Source organism: Shinella sp. WSJ-2 (assembly GCF_003432075.1).
In the GTDB taxonomy this organism is placed as follows: Bacteria; Pseudomonadota; Alphaproteobacteria; order Rhizobiales; family Rhizobiaceae; genus Shinella.
Genome location: NZ_QWBU01000007.1, coordinates 75774 through 93739 on the forward strand (window position 1 = coordinate 75774; position 17966 = coordinate 93739).

The 17966-nt window shown below is 62.0% G+C and carries 18 protein-coding genes; 15 read left to right on the plus strand and 3 right to left on the minus strand.

Annotated elements, in window-relative coordinates:
- Position 1: 1 nt before the first annotated feature.
- The 12 genes from kdsA (at position 2) to D0Y60_RS16500 (ending at position 12333) form a co-directional block, all read left to right on the plus strand.
- Entirely contained in the window at positions 2 to 841 is an 840-nt protein-coding gene (kdsA, locus tag D0Y60_RS16445) for a 3-deoxy-8-phosphooctulonate synthase (RefSeq protein ID WP_117371050.1), read from the plus strand.
- Between the two features lie 132 nt (positions 842 to 973).
- Positions 974 to 2248, plus strand: a complete 1275-nt coding sequence (gene eno / locus D0Y60_RS16450) for a phosphopyruvate hydratase (RefSeq protein ID WP_117371051.1) — start codon at positions 974 to 976, stop codon at positions 2246 to 2248.
- Between the two features lie 443 nt (positions 2249 to 2691).
- A complete protein-coding gene (locus tag D0Y60_RS16455) occupies positions 2692 to 3000 on the plus strand; it encodes a septum formation initiator family protein (RefSeq protein ID WP_117371052.1) in 309 nt (102 codons plus the stop codon).
- Between the two features lie 149 nt (positions 3001 to 3149).
- Positions 3150 to 4196, plus strand: coding sequence for a pyruvate dehydrogenase (acetyl-transferring) E1 component subunit alpha (gene pdhA / locus D0Y60_RS16460; RefSeq protein WP_117371053.1), 1047 nt, complete (start codon positions 3150 to 3152; stop codon positions 4194 to 4196).
- Positions 4197 to 4213: 17 nt separating this feature from the next.
- Entirely contained in the window at positions 4214 to 5599 is a 1386-nt protein-coding gene (locus D0Y60_RS16465) for a pyruvate dehydrogenase complex E1 component subunit beta (RefSeq protein WP_117371054.1), read from the plus strand.
- Positions 5600 to 5614: 15 nt separating this feature from the next.
- Positions 5615 to 6946 carry a pyruvate dehydrogenase complex dihydrolipoamide acetyltransferase gene (locus D0Y60_RS16470; protein WP_117371055.1) on the plus strand — a complete coding sequence of 444 codons (1332 nt, stop codon included), beginning with the start codon at positions 5615 to 5617 and terminating at the stop codon, positions 6944 to 6946.
- Between the two features lie 15 nt (positions 6947 to 6961).
- The gene (locus D0Y60_RS16475; protein WP_117371056.1) at positions 6962 to 7603 is read left to right on the plus strand and encodes an SGNH/GDSL hydrolase family protein; all 642 of its coding nucleotides are present in this window, start codon (positions 6962 to 6964) and stop codon (positions 7601 to 7603) included.
- A 58-nt stretch (positions 7604 to 7661) separates the two neighbouring features.
- Positions 7662 to 9107, plus strand: coding sequence for a dihydrolipoyl dehydrogenase (gene lpdA, locus D0Y60_RS16480; RefSeq protein WP_117371057.1), 1446 nt, complete (start codon positions 7662 to 7664; stop codon positions 9105 to 9107).
- A gap of 22 nt (positions 9108 to 9129) precedes the next feature.
- Entirely contained in the window at positions 9130 to 10173 is a 1044-nt protein-coding gene (lipA, locus tag D0Y60_RS16485) for a lipoyl synthase (RefSeq protein ID WP_281048155.1), read from the plus strand.
- A 14-nt stretch (positions 10174 to 10187) separates the two neighbouring features.
- On the plus strand, positions 10188 to 10898 hold the full coding sequence (locus tag D0Y60_RS16490) for a hypothetical protein (protein ID WP_117371059.1): 711 nt from the start codon (positions 10188 to 10190) through the stop codon (positions 10896 to 10898).
- A gap of 141 nt (positions 10899 to 11039) precedes the next feature.
- Entirely contained in the window at positions 11040 to 11492 is a 453-nt protein-coding gene (locus D0Y60_RS16495; RefSeq protein ID WP_117371060.1) for a type II toxin-antitoxin system RatA family toxin, read from the plus strand.
- Between the two features lie 31 nt (positions 11493 to 11523).
- Positions 11524 to 12333 (plus strand): hypothetical protein, encoded by an 810-nt coding sequence (locus tag D0Y60_RS16500; protein ID WP_117371061.1) that lies wholly within the window; start codon positions 11524 to 11526, stop codon positions 12331 to 12333.
- On the opposite strand, the gene D0Y60_RS16505 is transcribed toward D0Y60_RS16500, so the two are convergent.
- From D0Y60_RS16505 to D0Y60_RS25220, 3 genes are read right to left on the minus strand one after another with little or no spacing between them, the layout of a single operon-like run.
- Positions 12330 to 12830, minus strand: coding sequence for a CinA family protein (locus D0Y60_RS16505; protein WP_117371062.1), 501 nt, complete (start codon positions 12828 to 12830; stop codon positions 12330 to 12332). The genes D0Y60_RS16500 and D0Y60_RS16505 overlap by 4 nt on opposite strands.
- A complete protein-coding gene (locus D0Y60_RS16510) occupies positions 12827 to 14047 on the minus strand; it encodes a bifunctional 2-C-methyl-D-erythritol 4-phosphate cytidylyltransferase/2-C-methyl-D-erythritol 2,4-cyclodiphosphate synthase (protein WP_117371063.1) in 1221 nt (406 codons plus the stop codon). Before D0Y60_RS16510 ends, D0Y60_RS16505 begins: the two co-directional genes overlap by 4 nt.
- A gap of 32 nt (positions 14048 to 14079) precedes the next feature.
- On the minus strand, positions 14080 to 14208 hold the full coding sequence (locus tag D0Y60_RS25220) for a hypothetical protein (protein ID WP_281048160.1): 129 nt from the start codon (positions 14206 to 14208) through the stop codon (positions 14080 to 14082).
- Here D0Y60_RS25220 and dusB point away from each other — a divergent pair.
- The 3 genes from dusB to ntrC are packed head-to-tail and all read left to right on the plus strand — an operon-like array spanning position 14185 to position 17812.
- Positions 14185 to 15210 carry a tRNA dihydrouridine synthase DusB gene (gene dusB / locus D0Y60_RS16515; RefSeq protein WP_117371064.1) on the plus strand — a complete coding sequence of 342 codons (1026 nt, stop codon included), beginning with the start codon at positions 14185 to 14187 and terminating at the stop codon, positions 15208 to 15210. The two genes, D0Y60_RS25220 and dusB, sit on opposite strands and share 24 nt — an antisense overlap.
- The gene (locus tag D0Y60_RS16520; protein WP_117371065.1) at positions 15207 to 16358 is read left to right on the plus strand and encodes a nitrogen regulation protein NR(II); all 1152 of its coding nucleotides are present in this window, start codon (positions 15207 to 15209) and stop codon (positions 16356 to 16358) included. The genes dusB and D0Y60_RS16520 overlap by 4 nt, the downstream gene beginning before the upstream one ends.
- Positions 16358 to 17812: a nitrogen regulation protein NR(I) gene (ntrC, locus tag D0Y60_RS16525; protein ID WP_117371066.1), complete on the plus strand. Its 1455-nt coding sequence runs from the start codon at positions 16358 to 16360 to the stop codon at positions 17810 to 17812. The genes D0Y60_RS16520 and ntrC overlap by 1 nt, the downstream gene beginning before the upstream one ends.
- Positions 17813 to 17966 lie beyond the last annotated feature (154 nt).

Consider the following 17966-nt stretch of genomic DNA (forward strand, 5'->3'; position numbering starts at 1 on the left):
AATGCAAACAAACTCGACCGTCATCGTTGGCGATGGGCCGAAGAAGGTCACCTTCTCGCAGACCGCCCGCTTCTCGCTGATCGCTGGCCCCTGCCAGATGGAAAGCCGCGACCACGCCTATATGATGGCTGGCGCGCTCGTCGAAATGACCGACAAGCTCGGCATCGGCCTCGTCTACAAGTCGTCCTTCGACAAGGCGAACCGCACCTCGCTCTCCGGCAAGCGCGGCATCGGCCTGGAAAAGGCGCTGGAAATCTTCGCCGACCTCAAGAAGGATTTCGGCTTTCCCGTCGTGACGGACATTCACACGGAAGAGCAGTGCGGCATCGTCGCCAAGACCGTTGACATGCTGCAGATCCCGGCCTTCTTGTCGCGCCAGACCGACCTGCTCGTCGCCGCCGCCAAGACCGGCCGCGTCATCAACGTCAAGAAGGGCCAGTTTCTCGCCCCCTGGGACATGAAGAACGTGCTGGCAAAATTCACCGACAGCGGCAACCCGAATGTCATGCTCTGTGAGCGCGGCGCCTCCTTCGGCTACAACACCTTGGTCTCCGACATGCGCTCGTTGCCGATCATGGCCTCGCTCGGCGCGCCCGTGGTCTTCGACGCGACCCATTCCGTGCAGCAGCCCGGCGGGCAGGGCGGTTCGTCCGGCGGTGACCGCAAGTTCGTCGAGACCCTGTCGCGCGCGGCGATTGCCGTCGGCATTGCCGGTCTCTTCGTCGAGACGCATGAGGATCCCGACAATGCGCCGTCCGATGGTCCCAACATGGTGCATCTGAAGGACATGCCGCGGCTTCTGGAAAAGCTGGTCGCCTTCGACGATATCGCCAAGGCATAAGAGATTTTCAAACGGATGACACGAAGGCGTGTCATCCGTTTTTTCTTGGGCGGCAACGCCATTGTAATTTCTGCATCGTCGATTAAAAGTGGATTTTAATCGATTAATAAACCCCGAACCAGGACGATATCCATGACTGCTATCATCGACATCATCGGCCGCGAGATTCTCGACAGCCGCGGCAACCCCACCGTCGAAGTGGACGTGCACCTCGAGGATGGCAGCTTCGGCCGCGCGGCCGTTCCGTCGGGCGCCTCGACGGGCGCGCACGAAGCCGTCGAACTGCGCGACGGTGGCAAGCGCTACCTCGGCAAGGGTGTCGAAAACGCCGTCGCCGCCGTCAACGGCGAAATCTTCGAAGCGATCGGCGGCCTCGAGGCCGAAGACCAGATCGCTGTCGATCAGACGATGATCGAACTCGACGGCACGCCGAACAAGGCGCGTCTCGGCGCTAACGCCATCCTCGGCGTTTCGCTCGCCGTTGCCAAGGCTGCTGCCGAAGCCGCCAACCTGCCGCTCTTCCGCTATGTCGGCGGCCCGAACGCCCGTGTCCTGCCGGTGCCGATGATGAACATCATCAATGGCGGCGCCCATGCCGACAATCCGATCGACTTCCAGGAATTCATGATCGTTCCGGTCGGCGCCGACAACATCCGCGACGCCGTTCGCATGGGGTCGGAAGTGTTCCACACGCTGAAGAAGCAGCTCGCTGCCGATGGCCACAACACGAATGTCGGTGACGAAGGCGGCTTCGCGCCGGGTCTCGCTTCGGCGCCCGCCGCCCTCGACTTCATCATGAAGTCGATCGAGAAGGCCGGCTACCGCCCGGGTGAAGACATGTATATCGCGCTCGACTGCGCCTCGACCGAGTTCTTCAAGGACGGCAAATACATTCTGGAAGGTGAAGGCCGCACGCTGGAGCCGGGCGCCATGGCCGAATACCTGGCTGAACTCGCTGCCAAGTACCCGATCTTCTCGATCGAAGACGGCATGGCCGAAGATGACTGGGACGGTTGGAAGTCGCTGACCGACAAGATCGGCAAGAAGGTTCAGCTGGTCGGCGACGACCTGTTCGTCACCAATTCGGCGCGCCTGCGCGACGGCATCAAGATGGGTGTCGCTAACTCGATCCTCGTCAAGGTCAACCAGATCGGCTCGCTGTCGGAAACGCTCGATGCCGTCGAGACCGCCCACAAGGCGAGCTATTCCGCGGTCATGTCGCACCGCTCGGGCGAGACGGAGGATTCGACCATCGCCGACCTCGCGGTCGCCACCAACTGCGGCCAGATCAAGACCGGCTCGCTTGCCCGTTCCGACCGTACCGCCAAGTACAACCAGCTGATCCGCATCGAGGAACTGCTGGGCGCCCAAGCCAAATATGCCGGCCGCGGCATCCTGCGCGGCTGATCGAAAAACAGTTTTTCCAAAATGGCGAAACCCGCGTCGAGAGGCGCGGGTTTTGTTTTTTTGGAGGGCATAGGTCTATCGGAGAGTGCTATCGCCTGCCTTTTTCATGTCGCATCTACCGTGTGGAATGGATCCTCGGGTCAAGCCCGAGGATGACGAAACAAGAAAAGTGGCCGGCCAAAGCAACCGCGCAATATGCCGCTAGGTGCGCCTCTCGTCCCCTTCACTACTTCATCGTGCTTCCGTGGACATTCCTTATTTTGCTCCCGCAAATCTCTCCACCGTCCTCCTTCGGGCTTGACCCGAGGATCCACGCTCCGGACGCTGCGCCGCCTCTCCGATCTGCTCTCCGCCAGCTTTTTCCCGCGCCGCCCGTCATGGTCAATGATCGGTTAACCCCTTGGCGCTAGTATAAAATCCGTATTGCGTATCGGGGCACGTGCATGTGGACCAAACACCATAAGAAGCGGAAATTCGGGCGGCTGACGCTGCCGGTAATTACAGTCGCATTCCTTTCCTACTTCGGTTATCATTCCGTCCATGGTGACTTCGGTCTGCGCGGAATGGAGGATTTCGAGCGACAGAGAGTGGAACGGCAGGCGCGTCTGGACGTGCTCGTGCGGCAGCGCCAGATTCTGGAAAAAGAAGTGGCTCTGATGAGCGACGGCTCGCTCGAGCGTGACATGCTCGATGAAAAGGCGCGTTCTTATCTCAATATGTCGAAGGCCGATGAAATCGTCATTTTCCACTGATAAGGTCGATTAACCGAAATCAGGTTAATCGTAAATAACCCTTACTAATCAGTGACTTGTCGAGAATATAAGCCATGCATTTATAGCATTGCTACGATGGGCATTCTTCCCTATGGTTTTGTCAAAAGGGCAAACATAGGGAGGAACCGATGGCTCCGCGTAAGACCGCGTCCACGTCCAGCCGCAAGATTGCGGCAAAGCCTGCGAAGAAAGACTTCAACGGCGGCACGATTGCCGACTTTTCCAAGGAAGACGACCTGAAGGCCTACCGCGAGATGCTGTTCATCCGGCGTTTCGAGGAAAAGGCCGGCCAGCTTTACGGCATGGGCTTCATCGGCGGCTTCTGTCACCTATACATCGGCCAGGAAGCCGTTGTCGTCGGCATGCAGCTGGCGCTGAAGGAAGGCGACCAGGTTATTACCGGTTACCGTGACCACGGCCACATGCTGGCTTGCGGCATGAGCGCCCGCGGCGTGATGGCGGAACTGACCGGGCGCCGCAGCGGCCTTTCCAAGGGCAAGGGCGGCTCCATGCACATGTTCTCCAAGGAGAAGCATTTCTACGGCGGCCACGGCATCGTCGGCGGCCAGGTGTCGCTCGGTACGGGCCTTGCCTTTTCCAACCGCTACCGCGGCAATGACAACGTCTCGCTGACCTATTTCGGCGATGGCGCGGCCAACCAGGGCCAAGTCTATGAAAGCTTCAACATGGCGGCTCTCTGGAAGCTGCCTGTCATCTACATCATCGAGAACAACCGCTACGCCATGGGCACCTCGGTTTCGCGCGCTTCGGCGCAGACGAATTTTTCCGAGCGCGGCACCTCCTTCGGCATTCCAGGCTACCAGGTCGATGGTATGGACGTCCGCGCCGTAAAGGCTGCGGCCGATGAAGCCGTCGAACATTGCCGCTCCGGCAAGGGCCCGATCATTCTCGAAATGCTGACCTACCGCTATCGCGGCCACTCCATGTCCGATCCGGCGAAGTATCGCTCGAAGGACGAAGTGCAGAAGATGCGCTCCGAGCATGACCCGATCGAGCAGGTGCGCGCACGCCTTCTTGAAAAGGGCTGGGCCAGCGAAGACGATCTCAAGCAGATCGACAAGGACATCCGTGACATCGTCGCCGACAGCGCCGATTTCGCGCAGGCCGATCCGGAGCCGGATGCATCCGAACTCTACACCGACATCCTGCTGTAATCCGGGGAGGGACACCAATGCCAATCGAGATTCTCATGCCCGCCCTGTCTCCGACCATGGAAGAGGGTACGCTCTCCAAATGGGTCAAGAACGAGGGTGACACCGTCAAGTCCGGCGATGTGATCGCCGAAATCGAAACCGACAAGGCGACGATGGAAGTCGAAGCCGTCGATGAAGGCGTGATCGGCAAGATCCTGGTCGCCGCCGGCACCGAAGGCGTCAAGGTCAACACGGCCATCGCCGTGCTGCTCCAGGACGGCGAAAGCGCCGATGCAGTAGCCGCGCCGAAGGCCGCCGCTGCCGAAAAGCCGGCGGAAGCTCCGGCACCGGCTGCTGCTGCACCGGCCGCCGCTGCCGCGCCCGTTCCGGCGCAGCCGAAGGGGGAGGTCGCCGCTGATCCGGATATCCCGGCCGGCACCGAAATGGTGATGACGACCGTGCGCGAAGCGCTGCGCGACGCCATGGCCGAGGAAATGCGTCGCGACGCCGATGTCTTCGTCATGGGCGAAGAGGTGGCTGAGTACCAGGGCGCTTACAAGATTACGCAGGGCCTTCTGCAGGAATTCGGTGACCGCCGCGTCGTCGATACGCCGATCACCGAACACGGCTTTGCCGGCCTCGGCGTCGGCGCGGCGATGACGGGCCTGAAGCCCATCGTCGAATTCATGACGTTCAACTTCGCCATGCAGGCAATCGACCACATCATCAATTCCGCCGCCAAGACGCTCTATATGTCGGGTGGCCAGATGGGTGCCCCAATTGTGTTCCGCGGCCCGAACGGTGCTGCTGCCCGCGTCGCAGCCCAGCACTCGCAGTGCTATGCCGCATGGTACAGCCACGTTCCCGGCCTCAAGGTCGTCATGCCCTACACGGCTGCCGACGCTAAGGGCCTCCTCAAGGCTGCCATCCGCGACCCGAACCCGGTTATCTTCCTTGAAAACGAAATCCTCTACGGCCAGAGCTTCGAAGTCCCGAAGATGGACGACTTCGTTCTGCCGATCGGCAAGGCGCGAATCCACAAGAAGGGCAACGACGTCACCGTCGTCTCCTTCGGCATCGGCATGACCTATGCCCTCAAGGCGCTTGCGGAACTTGAGAAAGACGGCATCGACGTCGAGCTGATCGACCTTCGCACCATCCGCCCGATGGACCTGCCGACCATCATCGAATCGGTCAAAAAGACCGGCCGCCTCGTCGTTGTGGAAGAAGGCTTCCCGCAGTCTTCCGTCGGCACCGAGATCGCGACCCGCGTCATGCAGCAGGCCTTCGACTATCTCGACGCGCCGATCCTGACGGTCGCCGGGAAGGACGTTCCGATGCCCTATGCCGCGAACCTCGAGAAGCTGGCGCTTCCGAACGTCGGCGAAGTCGTCCAGGCGGTCAAAACCGTCTGCTATAAATAAGGGGAGGGTCGAGGTATGCCGATCAACATTACGATGCCGGCCCTTTCGCCCACCATGGAAGAGGGCAATCTCGCCAAGTGGCTCGTCAAGGAAGGCGACACCGTGAAATCCGGTGACGTCATTGCCGAAATCGAGACCGACAAGGCGACGATGGAAGTCGAAGCCGTCGACGAGGGCGTTGTCGCCAAGATCGTCGTGCCGGCTGGCACGGAAGGTGTGAAGGTCAACAGCCTGATCGCCATCCTCGCCGCCGATGGCGAAGAGGTGGCTGCCGCCGCTGCCGGCGGCGGTTCGGCCGCGCCGAAGGCGGAAGCCAAGGCTGCGGAAGCGCCGAAGGAAGCCGAAAAGCCGGCTGCTGCCGCTCCGGCTCCCGTTGCTGCCGCTCCGGCGGCTGCGCAGAACCACGGTGGCGCCGGCCTGTTCTCCTCGCCGCTCGCCCGCCGTATCGCTGCCAATGCCGGTCTCGACATCAAGTCGGTTGCCGGTTCCGGTCCGCATGGCCGCGTGGTGAAAAGCGACGTCGAGAAGGCCATCGCCTCGGGCGGCGCCAAGCCGGCCGCAGCCCCGGCTGCTGCCGCTTCGGCAACTCCCGCCGCAGCCCCCAAGGGTATGTCGGAAGAGGCCGTGCTAAAGCTGTTCGAGGCGGGCTCCTACGAGCTCGTGCCGCATGACGGCATGCGCAAGACCATCGCCAAGCGCCTGCAGGAATCCAAGCAGACGATCCCGCACTTCTACGTTTCCGTGGATGTCGAACTCGACGCGCTTCTGGCCCTGCGTGCCCAGATCAACGGTTCCGCACCGGAGAAGGACGGCAAGCCGGCCTACAAGCTCTCCGTCAACGACATGGTGATCAAGGCCATGGCGCTTGCGTTGCGCGACGTGCCGGACGCCAACGTCTCCTGGACGGACACGAACATGGTCAAGCACAAGCACGCGGATGTCGGCGTCGCCGTCTCCATCCCGGGCGGCCTGATCACGCCGATCATCCGTAGAGCCGAGCTGAAGAGCCTGTCGGCCATCTCCAACGAGATGAAGGACCTCGGCAAGCGCGCCAAGGAACGCAAGCTGAAGCCCGAAGAATACCAGGGCGGCACGACAGCGGTCTCGAACATGGGCATGATGGGCGTTTCGAACTTCGCCGCCGTCGTCAACCCGCCGCATGCGACGATCCTGGCGGTCGGTGCAGGTACGGAGCGCGTCGTGGTCAAGAAGGGCCAGATGGTCATCGTCAACGCGATGACGGTCACGCTCTCCACCGACCATCGCTGCGTGGATGGTGCGCTCGGCGCCGAGCTTCTCGGTGCCTTCAAGCGCTATATCGAAAGCCCGATGGGGATGCTCGTCTGATAGCGGGGTGCGGCCATGAAGACGGTTCTCTGCTACGGCGACAGCCTGACCTGGGGTTACAACGCGGAAACGCTCGACCGGCATGCCTTCGAGGATCGCTGGCCGAGCGTGCTTGCCAAAGCGCTGGGACCTGATGTCACCGTGATCGCGGAGGGCCTCAACGGCCGCACCACCGCCTATGACGACCATCTGGCGGATTGCGACCGCAACGGCGCTCGCATTCTGCCGACCATCCTGCACAGCCATGACCCGATCGACCTCGTCATCCTGTTCCTCGGCGCCAATGACATGAAGCCGACCATCTGCGGCACCGCCTTCGGCGCCGTGCAGGGCATGGAGCGGCTGGTCGAACTGGTGCGCCATCACGCCTGGTCGTTCAGCGAGGAGGGTGGGCCGGAGGTGCTTATCGTCTCCCCGCCGCCGCTTTGCGAAACCGCCAACACTGCCTTCGCGGCGATGTTTGCCGGCGGTATCGAGCAATCGGCGATGCTGGCGACGCTCTATGCGGATCTGGCGGACGAGATCGGCTGCGGCTTCTTCGATGCCGGATCGGTTGCGGAAACGACACCGCTCGACGGCGTGCATCTCGATGCGAAGAACACGCGCGCGATCGGCAAGGGTCTCGAGCCGGTCGTGCGCATGATGCTCGGATTGTAACCAAAAAAATCAAGACGCGGCGCTTCGTTCCCGCGCAACAAGTGAGGCAGGAAACGACATGGCTCAGACTTACGACGTCATCGTTATCGGTTCGGGTCCGGGCGGCTACATTGCCGCGATCCGTGCGGCGCAGCTCGGCCTCAAGACGGCCATCGTGGAGCGCGAGCATCTCGCCGGCATCTGCTCCAACTGGGGCTGCATCCCGACCAAGGCGCTGCTGCGCTCGGCCGAAATCTTCCATTATGCCCAGCACCCCGGTGACTACGGCATCAAGGTCGAGGGAACGGTGACGCCGGACCTGAAGGCCATCGTTGCCCGCTCGCGCGGCATTGCCCAGCGCATGAACGGCGGCGTCGGCTTCCTGATGAAGAAGAACAAGGTCGATATCATCTGGGGTGAAGCCAAGATCACCAAGCCAGGTGAAATCGTCGTCTCCAAGACGACAAAGGCGATCCAGCAGCCGCAGGCGCCACTGCCGAAGAACGTTCTGCCCGAGGGCACCTATACCGCCAAGAACATCGTCATCGCCACGGGTGCGCGCCCGCGCGCGCTGCCGGGCATCGAGCCAGACGGCAAGTTGATCTGGACCTATTTCGAGGCGATGAAGCCGGAGGAAATGCCGAAGTCGCTGCTCGTCATGGGCTCGGGCGCCATCGGCATCGAATTCGCCTCGTTCTATCGCACGCTCGGCGTGGATGTGACCGTCGTCGAGGTGATGAAGTCGGTCATGCCGGTCGAGGACGTTGAAATCTCTGCCCTCGCCAAGAAGCAGTTTGAAAAGCAGGGCATGAAGATCCATCTGGAGGCCAAGGTCGCCAAGGTGGAGAAGGGGGCTAACTCCATCACCGCCCATGTCGAAATGAAGGACGGCAAGGTCGAGAAGATCACGGCCGACCGCATGATTTCCGCCGTCGGCGTGCAGGCCAATATCGAGAATATCGGCCTTGAGGCTATCGGCGTGAAGACCGACCGCGGCTTCATCGCCATCGACGGCTACGGCAAGACGAACGTGCCCGGCATCTACGCCATCGGCGACGTCGCCGGCCCGCCGATGCTCGCTCACAAAGCCGAGCACGAGGCCGTCATCTGCATCGAGAAGATCGCCGGCCTGCCGAACGTACACCCAATGGACAAGTCGAAGATCCCGGGCTGCACCTATTGCCACCCACAGGTCGCCTCGGTCGGCCTCACGGAAGCCAAGGCCAAGGAACTGGGCCGCGACATCCGGGTCGGCCGCTTCCCCTTCGTCGCGAACGGGAAGGCGATCGCGCTTGGCGAAGACCAGGGTCTCGTGAAAACGATCTTCGACAAGAAGACCGGCGAACTGCTGGGCGCCCATCTCGTCGGCGCCGAAGTGACCGAACTCATCCAGGGTTTCGTCATCGCCATGAACCTGGAAACAACCGAGGAAGAGCTGATGCACACAATCTTCCCGCATCCGACAATTTCGGAAACGCTGAAGGAAAGCGTGCTCGATGCCTATGGGCGTGCGCTCAACGCTTGAACGTGCTAAAGCCCGCCTCCACATGAGGCGGGCTCACTTTTTCAGTGTCCGCAAGACAGGCGCGAAAGCCTGCCAGGAAAGTGGAAACGACATGGTCACCATTCTTGATCGCACCAATCCCGACCCTGACGCTAAGCGGGTGCGCCACCCCGAAAAGGCCAAGCGGCCGGACACGGAAGTGCTGCGCAAGCCGGAATGGATCCGCGTGAAGGCGCCGGTTTCCAAGGGCTATCAGGAAACGCGCGATCTGGTGCGGAGCCACAAGCTGGTGACGGTCTGCGAGGAAGCGGGCTGCCCGAATATCGGCGAGTGCTGGGACAAGAAGCACGCGACCTTCATGATCATGGGCGAGATCTGCACCCGCGCCTGCGCCTTCTGCAACGTGGCGACGGGCAAGCCGAATGCGCTCGACATGGCGGAGCCGGAAAATGTCGCCAAAGCCGTCAAGCAGATGGGGCTTTCGCACGTCGTCATCACCTCGGTGGACCGTGACGATCTGGAAGACGGTGGCGCGGAGCATTTCGAGAAGGTGATCTGGGCCATTCGCGCAGCTTCTCCGCTGACCACGATCGAAATCCTGACACCGGACTTCCTGAAGAAGCCGGGCGCGCTGGAGCGTGTCGTCGCCGCCAAGCCTGATGTCTTCAACCACAATATGGAAACCGTGCCGGGCAATTACCTGACGGTTCGTCCGGGTGCGCGCTACTTCCACTCCGTCCGCCTGCTGCAGCGGGTGAAGGAACTCGACCCGACCATGTTCACCAAGTCGGGTATCATGGTGGGCCTCGGCGAGGAGCGCAACGAAGTGCTCCAACTGATGGACGACCTGCGCACCGCCGATGTCGACTTCCTGACCATCGGCCAGTATCTCCAGCCGACCCGCAAGCACCATGCCGTCATGAGCTTCGTGACGCCGGAGGAGTTCAAGTCCTACGAAACCGTCGCCTATTCCAAGGGCTTCCTGATGGTGTCGTCGAGCCCGCTGACCCGCTCCTCCCACCATGCCGGCGACGATTTCGCCCGCCTGAAAGCGGCGCGCGAAAGGCTGGCCCGGAAAACCGCCTAGTTTTCGCGTGATTCATGTCCATTTTTGAATCTTGCAAGCTTTATCTGCGGGCTCGGCCTTTCCCAGCGATTGCCGCTATCGGTCTGGGCATTGCCAATTCAATGTTGTCGGAAAGCAGTGGGGTGGCGCCTTCGGTGCAGTTTCTTCTGTCCATGGCATCACTGGCCGCGCTGCTGTTTGTCGGATACACCGCCCTTGTCGATATGTATCGCTATTTAGCTCCGAAAGGCAGGAAGCCGATCGACGGGAGCTCCACTATCTGGTCATACGTTCTTAGAACGCTGGCCATCGGTTTATGCTGGACAGTTCCATATTTCGCCCTCTTTACTGTCGTTTCTCGTTTGGAATTGCCCCCCACGTTGAACTTGATTGTTCTCCAGATACCATCTGTGGTTCTGGGCAGTCTCGTCTGGAGCATATTCGGTGTTTGGCTCGTTTCAGCGATCGCTGATGGATCAGATCGACAATTGATTTTCCAACGCACAAAAGGGCCAATAATTTCCACCTTCGGCATGTTTGTCGCGATCAATAGCCTGCTGTCCGCCGCATTTGTTTTATCAAACATTGCTACACAGCACCTGATCATATCAGCTGGCTCCGCTGTTATCTGGGCGACTTTGGGCGTGTTCCGCGAGATAGTTGTTGCTCCGATACTCATCAACGCTTATTTGCGCGACCGTTCGAATATCGTCGGTAGGACACCGTCATCTGACCCCGGCGTATAATTAAACATCTAGGCTGAGAGTATGCAGATGGCACACAACCTTGCGGCCTATGGCCGCGACGTGCCGGTTTGCGTGTTGAAATCGCGTGGCGAGAATGACGCCCTACTTGCAAGACTTGCCGCGGTTCATTAGCTCTCGGCCATGCCCCAGTTCGAAACCCGCCGTCCGGTTCCCCATTCACCCGATGAGATGTATGCCCTCGTCGCCGATGTCGAGCGCTACCCGGAATTCCTGCCGCTCTGCGAAGCGCTTTCCGTGCGCTCGCGCAAGGAGCGCGACGGCAAGGAGCTGCTCGTGGCGGACATGACCGTCGGCTACAAGGCGATCCGTGAGACCTTCACCACGCAGGTTCTGCTGAACGGGGCAGAGCGGGCGATTGACGTGAAATATATCGACGGGCCGTTCCGCTATCTCGACAATCGCTGGCGCTTCGAGCCGCTGCCGGACGGAGGCTGCTCGGTGCATTTCTTCATCGACTACGAGTTCAAGAGCCGTATTCTCGGTGCGCTGATGGGCTCGATGTTCGACCGCGCCTTCCGCATGTTCACCGAGGCGTTCGAGAAGCGCGCCGACGCGATCTATCCGGCCGCCTGAATTTTTCCGCCCGGTCGCCCGTTACCGGGACATGATCACCCGGTTCGCTCCCTTAGCCCTGATCACCTTCCTCTGCACGCCTGCGGCCGCGCAGGAAGCGCCGGGAGACTACATTCTTCTCCTCGATGAACAGAACCGGCCGCTCGTGGGCAGTTATCGCATCGGGCCGGATGTGAAGATGACGATCCAGGGCAGGGAGGACGGCTTGCCCCGAAATCCGGTTTATCTGGACCGCGCCTTCTTCCCCACCCGCGAAGCGGAGATGCTGGCCTTCTACAACGCGCGCCATGCCTATTCCTCCGATCCGGCGGCGATCGATGTCGGCGGTGAGATGCGCATCGTGGACACGGAGACGCTGCAGCCTCCGCTCTTCAAGGACCAGAAGCCGGAGCGCGAGAAGGCGCTGAAAGTGAAGGTCTCGGCGCGTCTGGCCTTCGAGGCGAGCGGCTACAAGCTCGTCGGCAAGGCCTATACCGTCGAGGGGGCCGAACTTGGGGACGAGGACCGGCGTCTCGGCGATTTTTTCCATGTCGAGACGTTCGATATCGTGCTGTCCGCACCAGCGTCCCGCAAGATCGCTGCCGTTGAGATCGGCAAGGCCTTGAGTTCCAGTGATTTCGAGGCGCTTTTCGTGGAGCGGACAAGCCCCATTCCGGATTTCACGAAATGCATCACCGAAAAGCGCAAGACAGCCGACTACAAGGCACTCGCCGAAAAGCAGAAGGCGAACGTCGATGCTTTCCTCGCGAAGAATTTCCCGGAGGGGCAGGTTTTCTGGGCAGATACGGAGCGCTACGAGGCGAATTTCGCCATGAACATCTATTCGCTCTGCCCGAATTAATCCCGCGCGATCTCGATCAGCATTTCCAGTGCGGTGCGCACCGTCGCAAGCCTGACGGCGCTGCGGCCGATCTCGCCGTAGCGCATTTCCCGATGCAGCGTCTCGTGGCCAGTGCGCGCGGCGGCGAGGTGGACGAGGCCGACGGGTTTTTCCTCCGTGCCGCCGCCCGGACCGGCAATGCCGGTCACGGCAATCGATATATTGGCGCCGGAATTGCCGATGGCACCCTGCGCCATTTCCAGCGCGGTCGGGCGCGAGACCGCGCCGTGCGCCTTCAGCGTCGCATTGGCGACGCCGATCATCTCGCGCTTGGCCTCGTTGGAATAGGTGACGAAACCTCGGTCGAAGACATTGGAGGAGCCGGGAATTTCCGTGATCGCGCCAGCGATCAGCCCTGCAGTGCAGGATTCGGCGGTGGCGATCAGCAGCTTCTTCTCGGTGAAATCGGCAACTATGCTGCGCGCGGTCTCTTCGATATCCTCAGGCCAGAAGCTCATGCGTCGATTCCCTTGTAAACGACAGTGGCGGTGGCGATGGCGGCAATGCCTTCGCGGCGGCCGATGAAGCCGATCTTCTCGTTGGTGGTGGCTTTCACCGAACAGCGATCAACGGAGATGCCGAGGAAATCCGAGAGGTTCTGGCGCATCGCATCACGGTGCGGGCCGACCTTCGGCGCTTCGGCGATCAGCGAGACGTCGGCATTCATGATTGTGCCGCCCTTTGCGCGCACGATGCCGGCGGCGTGTTCGAGGAAGATGCGCGAGGCGGCCCCCTTCCATTGCATGTCCGACGGCGGGAAATGATCGCCGATATCGCCGGCACCGCAGGTGGCGAGCAGGGCATCGGTGAGGGCGTGCAGCGCCACGTCTGCATCGGAATGGCCCGACAGTTTCTGGTCGTGCGGGATGAACAGGCCGCAGAGCGTCACGCCATCGCCCTCAACGAGCTGGTGCACATCATAGCCGTTGCCGGTGCGTACGTCCGGAAGCCCGTGGGAGAGGCGCTGGTCGGCCATGGCGATATCCTTCTGTAGCGTAAGCTTGACGTTACCGGCGCTGCCTTCGACGAGATGCACAGGCACGCCGGCCCATTCGGCAATCGAGGCGTCGTCGGTGAAATCCGTGCGGCCGGACGCGGCCGCGCGACGATGCGCCTCTAGGATGGTGGCGAAGTGGAACGACTGCGGCGTCTGGGCGGCAAAGAGCCCGGAGCGCGAGACGGTTTCCGCGATATTCCCGTTCGCATCGGCGCGCTTCAGCGTATCCGCAACCGCCACGGCGGGCAGGACGGCGCGGGCGCCGTGACTGAGGGCGGCAAGCGTGCGTTCCAGGATGGCGGGTTCGACGAAGGGGCGCACGGCATCCTGAATGAGGACGTGGCTGATCTCCTCCTTTGCGAGCACTTCGAGGCCGGCAAGCACCGATTGCTGGCGGGTTGCGCCGCCATAGACGACGGTGAGGCGATCGCCGGCGGGCAGGGCGTTTTCGCGCGCGATCTCGAGCAATGCCGCGTCATCGGGATGTATCACGACCACGATACGCCGGGCGGGCTGCCAATTGACAAAGAGATCGAGCGTATGGGAGATGACCGGCCTACCGCCGATGCGGCGGTACTGCTTGGGGCCTTCGGCATGACTGCCGGCCCGCTCGCCGCGACCGGCGGCAACGATCACCACACCGCAGGAGTGCGCATTTTCAGCCTGCATTTCGGTCATCGACCTCCCGTTTCAAAGCGTTTTGAGGTGGTTTAGCCGGAAGGATGCCGCAATTCCAGCGCTGACAGGAAAAATGCGGGTTCGCAGGATTGCGGCTTGGCAAGAACGACAATGATGGCTAAAAATAGTGCAAAGACATGACCTGCTTGAAAGATGAGCATTTGACGATCCCCGCTCTGTCGGCACCGCTGGCGATCCGAAACCAGACCCTGCGCAACCGCGTGGTGCTGGCGCCGATGTCGGGCGTTACGGACCTGCCGTTCCGCGATCTCGCCTGGCGTTTCGGCGCGGGACTGGTGGTGACGGAAATGGTGGCGAGCCGGGAACTTGCGCTGAATGCGCGGGAAAGCTGGTCGCGCATCCGCAATTGCGGCATCGCGCCCCATATGGTGCAGCTCGCCGGCCGCGAGGCGCACTGGATGGCGGAAGCCGCGAAGATCGCCGAAGGCGAGGGCGCCGATATCATCGACATCAATATGGGCTGCCCCGCCAAGAAGGTGATCGGCGGTTATTCCGGTTCTGCCCTGATGCGCGATCCCGATCATGCGCTCGGGCTGATCGAGGCGACGGTCAATGCGGTGAAGGTGCCGGTCACGGTGAAGATGCGGCTCGGCTGGGACCATGATTCGCTCAATGCACCGCATATCGCATCCCGTGCCGAGGCGGCGGGCGCCGCGATGATCACCGTGCATGGCCGCACGCGCATGCAGTTCTACGAGGGCAAGGCGGATTGGGACGCCATCCGCGCGGTGCGCGACGTGCTGTCGATCCCGCTCGTCGCCAATGGCGATGTCGAGACGTCGGAGGATGCCGCTGAAATCCTGCGCCGTTCGGGTGCCGATGCCGTGATGGTCGGCCGCTCCGCGCAGGGCCGTCCCTGGCATCCGGCGGTGCTGGCCGGTGCCATCGAACACCCCTCGCTGGAGGTGGTCGCGGCAACAGCGGTGGAGCACTATCGCATGATGCTCGATTTCTACGGCGTCGAGGCGGGCCTGCGCCATGCCCGCAAACATGTCGGCTGGTATCTCGGACACTATGCACCGGACATGTCTGGTGTCGCGAAAGCGGAGATGATGACGGCGCGTGACATTGAGTTCGTGGCACGCCGTCTGGAAGCGGCCATTCTGGAGGTGGGGGCCGCAGGGATCGGAGAGGCCGCATGACGGACAAGGCCCCACAGCAGAACGCCGCCAAGGCGCCGGACCTGGCGCTCGCCGTGCTCAATTCAATCCAGAACCCGGTCATCCTGGTGGATATCGACGGCCACGTCGCGTTCGCCAACTGGGAGGCGGAATCCTTCTTCGGCGCGAGCGCCAACCATCTGGCGAAACACAAGGTTTCGAGCCTAATCCCCTTTGGAAGCCCGCTTCTGACGCTGATCGACCAGGTGCGCGAGCGCAAGGCGCCGGTCAGCGAATACCGCGTGGACCTGTCCTCGCCGCGTCTCGGCGCGGACAAGCTTGCCGATATCTATGTCGCGCCTGTGACGACCGAACCGGCGGGCTCCGTCGTGGTCGTCATCCAGGAACGCTCGATGGCGGACAAGATCGACCGGCAGTTGACGCATCGCGGTGCGGCCCGTTCCGTCACCGGCCTTGCCTCCATGCTGGCGCATGAGATCAAGAACCCGCTGTCCGGCATTCGCGGCGCCGCACAGCTTCTGGAAACCTCCGTCATCGACGAGGACCGCGCGCTGACGCGGCTGATCTGCGACGAGACCGACCGCATCGTCTCGCTGGTCGACCGCATGGAGGTGTTTTCGGATGAGCGTCCGGTCGATCGCGTTCCGCTCAACATCCATGCGGTGCTCGACCATGTGAAGGCGGTCGCGAAGGCCGGTTTCGGACGCAACATCAAGATCACCGAACTTTACGACCCCTCACTCCCGCCGGTCTTCGCCAACCGCGACCAGCTGGTTCAGGTCTTCCTCAATCTCATCAAGAACGCCGCCGAGGCGATCGGCGATCGCCCGGACGGCGAAATCCAGCTGACGACCGCCTATCGTCCGGGCATCCGCCTTTCCGTTGCGGGTACGCGGGAAAAAATCTCGCTGCCGCTGGAATTCTGCGTGCATGACAACGGTCCGGGCGTGCCCGGCGACCTGCTGCCGCATCTCTTCGATCCCTTCATCACCACCAAGACCAATGGTTCGGGCCTCGGCCTTGCGCTGGTGGCGAAAATCATCGGCGGCCATGGCGGCATTGTCGAATGCGACAGCCAGGGTTCGCGAACCACCTTCCGCGTGCTGATGCCGGCCTCCCGCGGCGTCAGTGAAGACGACGACTTTCCCAAGACCAAAGGACATATCTGATGACAGGCGCCACAGTCCTCGTTGCCGATGACGATGCCGCGATCCGCACGGTTCTCAATCAGGCCTTGAGCCGCGCGGGCTATGACGTGCGCATCACCTCCAATGCGGCGACGCTGTGGCGCTGGATTTCCGCTGGCGAGGGCGACATCGTCGTCACCGACGTCGTGATGCCCGACGAGAACGCCTTCGATCTCCTGCCGCGCATCAAGAAGGCTCGGCCCGATCTGCCGGTGTTGGTGATGAGCGCGCAAAACACCTTCATGACGGCGATCAAGGCCTCGGAGAAGGGCGCCTATGACTATCTGCCGAAACCCTTCGACCTGACGGAACTGATCGCCATCATCGGCCGCGCGCTGGCCGAGCCGAAGCGCAAGCCAGCCCGGCTCGACGACGACACGCAGGACGGTATGCCGCTGGTCGGCCGCTCCGCCGCCATGCAGGAAATCTACCGCGTGCTGGCGCGTCTCATGCAGACGGACCTGACGCTGATGATCACCGGCGAATCGGGCACCGGCAAGGAACTTGTCGCCCGCGCGCTGCATGACTATGGCAAGCGCCGCAACGGCCCCTTCGTCGCCATCAACATGGCGGCCATTCCGCGCGACCTCATCGAATCGGAACTGTTCGGCCACGAGAAAGGTGCCTTCACCGGCGCGCAGAACCGCTCGACCGGCCGCTTCGAGCAGGCGGAGGGCGGCACGCTGTTCCTCGACGAGATCGGCGACATGCCGATGGATGCGCAGACGCGCCTGCTGCGCGTGCTTCAGCAGGGCGAATACACCACCGTCGGCGGCCGCACGCCGATACGTACCGACGTGCGCATCGTGGCGGCGACGAACAAGGACCTGAAGCAGTCGATCAACCAGGGCCTGTTCCGCGAGGACCTTTATTACCGCCTCAACGTCGTGCCGCTGCGCCTGCCGCCGCTGCGCGACCGCGCGGAGGACATTCCCGATCTGGTGCGCCATTTCGTGCAGCAGGCGGAGAAGGAAGGGCTGGACGCCAAGCGTTTCGACCAGGAGGCGTTGGAGCTGATGAAAGCGCACGCCTGGCCGGGCAATGTGCGCGAGTTGGAAAACGTCGTGCGCCGCCTGACCGCGCTCTATCCGCAAGACGTCATCACCCGCGAGATCATCGAGACGGAATTGCGGGCGGATGTGCCCGACAGCCCCATCGAAAAGACCGTGACGCGCAGCGGCTCTCTTTCCATCTCGCAAGCGGTGGAAGAGAACATGCGGCAGTATTTTTCGAGCTTTGGCGACGGCCTTCCACCGGCCGGTCTTTACGACCGGGTGCTGGCCGAGATGGAGTATCCGCTGATTCTCGCGGCCCTCACGGCAACCCGCGGAAACCAGATCAAGGCCGCGGATCTGCTTGGCCTAAACCGCAACACGCTGCGCAAGAAAATTCGCGAACTCGGTGTGTCTGTGTACAGAAGTTCCCGCTCCGCTTGACTTAACGGCAAGAGGCGTTGCATTTTGGCCACAATCTGTTGCTTGAGGGTAACAGAGGGGTTTGCGGCCGAATTCGTCCGCGTGCCTGAACGTCTAGGGATTCGGGTGCAACTGCAGCCGATCCGCCCTGCGGTCGGCGCCATCCCGAAAACAA

Excerpts from the sequence above, each read along its gene's own strand:
- kdsA (WP_117371050.1), top strand. The coding sequence starts at position 2 with ATGCAAACAAACTCGACCGTCATCGTTGGCGATGGGCCGAAGAAGGTC.
- eno (WP_117371051.1), top strand. The coding sequence starts at position 974 with ATGACTGCTATCATCGACATCATCGGCCGCGAGATTCTCGACAGCCGC.
- D0Y60_RS16455 (WP_117371052.1), top strand. The coding sequence starts at position 2,692 with ATGTGGACCAAACACCATAAGAAGCGGAAATTCGGGCGGCTGACGCTG.
- pdhA (WP_117371053.1), top strand. The coding sequence starts at position 3,150 with ATGGCTCCGCGTAAGACCGCGTCCACGTCCAGCCGCAAGATTGCGGCA.
- D0Y60_RS16465 (WP_117371054.1), top strand. The coding sequence starts at position 4,214 with ATGCCAATCGAGATTCTCATGCCCGCCCTGTCTCCGACCATGGAAGAG.
- D0Y60_RS16470 (WP_117371055.1), top strand. The coding sequence starts at position 5,615 with ATGCCGATCAACATTACGATGCCGGCCCTTTCGCCCACCATGGAAGAG.
- D0Y60_RS16475 (WP_117371056.1), top strand. The coding sequence starts at position 6,962 with ATGAAGACGGTTCTCTGCTACGGCGACAGCCTGACCTGGGGTTACAAC.
- lpdA (WP_117371057.1), top strand. The coding sequence starts at position 7,662 with ATGGCTCAGACTTACGACGTCATCGTTATCGGTTCGGGTCCGGGCGGC.
- lipA (WP_281048155.1), top strand. The coding sequence starts at position 9,130 with ATGAGGCGGGCTCACTTTTTCAGTGTCCGCAAGACAGGCGCGAAAGCC.
- D0Y60_RS16490 (WP_117371059.1), top strand. The coding sequence starts at position 10,188 with ATGTCCATTTTTGAATCTTGCAAGCTTTATCTGCGGGCTCGGCCTTTC.
- D0Y60_RS16495 (WP_117371060.1), top strand. The coding sequence starts at position 11,040 with ATGCCCCAGTTCGAAACCCGCCGTCCGGTTCCCCATTCACCCGATGAG.
- D0Y60_RS16500 (WP_117371061.1), top strand. The coding sequence starts at position 11,524 with ATGATCACCCGGTTCGCTCCCTTAGCCCTGATCACCTTCCTCTGCACG.
- D0Y60_RS16505 (WP_117371062.1), bottom strand. The coding sequence starts at position 12,830 with ATGAGCTTCTGGCCTGAGGATATCGAAGAGACCGCGCGCAGCATAGTT.
- D0Y60_RS16510 (WP_117371063.1), bottom strand. The coding sequence starts at position 14,047 with ATGACCGAAATGCAGGCTGAAAATGCGCACTCCTGCGGTGTGGTGATC.
- dusB (WP_117371064.1), top strand. The coding sequence starts at position 14,185 with ATGACCTGCTTGAAAGATGAGCATTTGACGATCCCCGCTCTGTCGGCA.
- D0Y60_RS25220 (WP_281048160.1), bottom strand. The coding sequence starts at position 14,208 with ATGCTCATCTTTCAAGCAGGTCATGTCTTTGCACTATTTTTAGCCATC.
- D0Y60_RS16520 (WP_117371065.1), top strand. The coding sequence starts at position 15,207 with ATGACGGACAAGGCCCCACAGCAGAACGCCGCCAAGGCGCCGGACCTG.
- ntrC (WP_117371066.1), top strand. The coding sequence starts at position 16,358 with ATGACAGGCGCCACAGTCCTCGTTGCCGATGACGATGCCGCGATCCGC.